General features: G+C 33.1%; 1 protein-coding gene. It reads right to left on the bottom strand.

Annotation, left to right across the window (positions count from 1 at the left end; translation table 11 throughout):
* Positions 1 to 2,730, bottom strand: a 2,730-nt coding sequence (locus ACI3VO_RS13410; protein ID WP_439758403.1) for an alpha/beta fold hydrolase, incomplete at both ends; no start/stop codon positions are given.

The following is a 2,730-nucleotide window of genomic DNA, read 5'->3' as shown; positions in this document are numbered from 1 at the left end:
GTTCCATCAGTAATTTGTAATTTTTCTTTTATCCATTCTATTGTTTTAGCTTTTTTAACAATTTGAGTATGGTTTCCATCAGCAAAACAATATCTATCCTCAGACAATCTCTTAACTGATTGGCTCATTGTCGCTGAAATATACGGTACTGTACCATCGCCCTTTGACTCGTATTTTAAATCATCTTCATAAAGCAGAGAACTTATATCATCGCTTTTGTCAAATACAATAGATGTTATCGTCTTTTGGTTTGTACCAATTAAGAAATAAGCTTTATCGTAATCTAATAAATTATTATATCCTGTACTTCCTTTAAGAGATTCTTGGAAAATTAGACCATCATCGTACTTTTCTTTGAATATATTTTTACATATAGTTTTATACTCATCAAATGAAATCTCTTCTTTAAATGGTATACCTTTTTTATACATAGCAACCCTTGAAACATAATTTTCTGAAGGTACTAGCTCTGCAGCAGTAGTTATTTTTGTTTTTGTTTGCTTAGTTAATCCACCTAGAAGCCCTAATGCAACATCACCTAAAACATCTCCTGCTGTACTATCAGTCAAAATAAAATTATCGTTATCCACTAAAATATCCCAGTTCTGAATCTTATTTATAATACCTGGAGCTCCCTCATAAGGAGTTCCACAAGTTATGATTTTGTCTACCTTGTCTTCAGATTTATACTTAGACATATAGCTAGATGCAACTATTCCTCCCATAGAATGGCATACTAAATCTACTTTATCCACATCTAATTCATTTATAAACTCTCTCAATTTATCAGCACTATCTAAATTACTTTCCATCCAGTTGTAGCTGAAAAAGTAAACAGGTCTATCAGTAGAATCACATAATGTATCTACGAGATTTTTATAAGCGTTTTGTGCCCCATACTCTCTATACTCTATCCCAAAAGAATTTTCATGTTCTTTTAGAAGTTGTTGATTTTGAGGCGGTTTAACATATAAATTTCCCAATAAATCATTAGATAAACCAACAAGAGAATCAGCACTTCCTAATATATCATCAGCACCTACTTGTGGATCCCATATAACGCTACTTTTATCGTAGTCAAGTGCATATGTAGAAAATAATCTACTTCCCATAACTCCAGGAAGTATTATAATAGGGTCATCTTCTACAGTTTCCTCATATGGATTTAAAACCTTAACTGTACAACTCACAGTAATTCCATCTGATGTTTCACCAGTAATAGTACATTTTCCTGTTTTATCAAAAGTCTTAATTTGTAAATTTATAGTTGTATCGTATGTATCTGATGATTCATTTATATAATTTGTAGCAGAATTTATTTTAGCCACACTCTCATCACTACTTGTCCATGTTATCTCGTCAGTACTAATAGTTCTAGAGAAAAAGTTCACATCTATACCACTAGTTGAGCTAGTATAAAACTCATAGCTATCCTTTTCTATTTGAATTCGTGTATCAAAGGCAGCATCATCTATATACTCATAAGGAATACTATTATCTATAGCATAAGTCTCTGATACAGAATCCCTATAAACATACATTGTCAAATTTGTACAATCATCAAATGCAGTAGCCGTGTAAGAATCACCTATTTTAACTATAGTCTTTGGCATATATATTTCCTTCAAATTAGTACATCCTTGGAATGCATTTCCACCTATATTTGTTACACCTTGATATAATTTGACACTAGTCAATGACTCACATCCTTGGAATGTATCTGAGTATATATATGTTATATTTTTAGGAATTACTATACTAGTCAAGCTCTTGCAATAGCGGAATGATTCTGTTCCCAGCTCAGTTAATCCCTGTGGTAAAACTACACCATTTAAGCTAGTGCAATTAGAAAAAGCACCTGGACCTATACTTGTCACAGTATCAGGTAAATCTATTGTTTCTAATGACGTACACACATAAAAAGCAAAATTTCCTATCTTCTCTAAACCATCTGGTAAATATATTTCCTTCAAATTATAGCATCCAGAAAACGCACTTTGACCTATAGATTTAACAGTGCTTGGTATATTAACCTGATAGAATTTAGGACAAGAACTGAACATACTAGTTGGTATTTCAGTTAATCCTTCAGGAAGTGTAGCTTTGGACAAATACCAACACCCAGCAAACACGCCTCTTCCTATTGTTTTAATAGTATCTGGTATAGTAACACCTAATATATTATTGTTATAAAATGCATAATCACCTAAATTTTCTAGTTTACTTGGTAATTCAACATTTCTTAATCTACTACAATCGTAAAACGCATAATTACCTATAGTAATTACACTGCTTGGTATACCTATGCCTACTAAATTTGTACATTCATTAAATGCATAGTTCCCTATTTTTGTCAAACTATCTGGCATTGTGACATTGCCTAATTTACTACATCCAGAAAATGCATACGATCCTATTTCTGTGACTCCATCTGGTATCACAACACTAACTAATGTCTTAGATCCTGCAAATGCAGATTGCCCTATCGTCTTTACATCCTTTCCATCAATAGTAGAAGGAATAACTACCTCCGTATCGCTACCTGTATATTTAGTTATCGATACGCCACCATCTACCTCAGTATACTCAAAATACTCAGAAGCAGTACTCTCTGCCACAGTACTAACCTCTCCTTCTGCTGAAGCTAGGTCGAAACTACTTACAACCGATTGATAAATCCCATCCATATCCGCAGTCTGTGCATAAGATATAATCTCGCCTAGACCGGAG

Origin of the sequence: Intestinibacter sp., assembly GCF_051866655.1 — a bacterium.
In the GTDB taxonomy this organism is placed as follows: Bacteria; Bacillota; Clostridia; order Peptostreptococcales; family Peptostreptococcaceae; genus Intestinibacter.
Note: the sequence above shows the minus strand (reverse complement) of the source record. Positions and strands in the feature narration are given on the sequence as shown.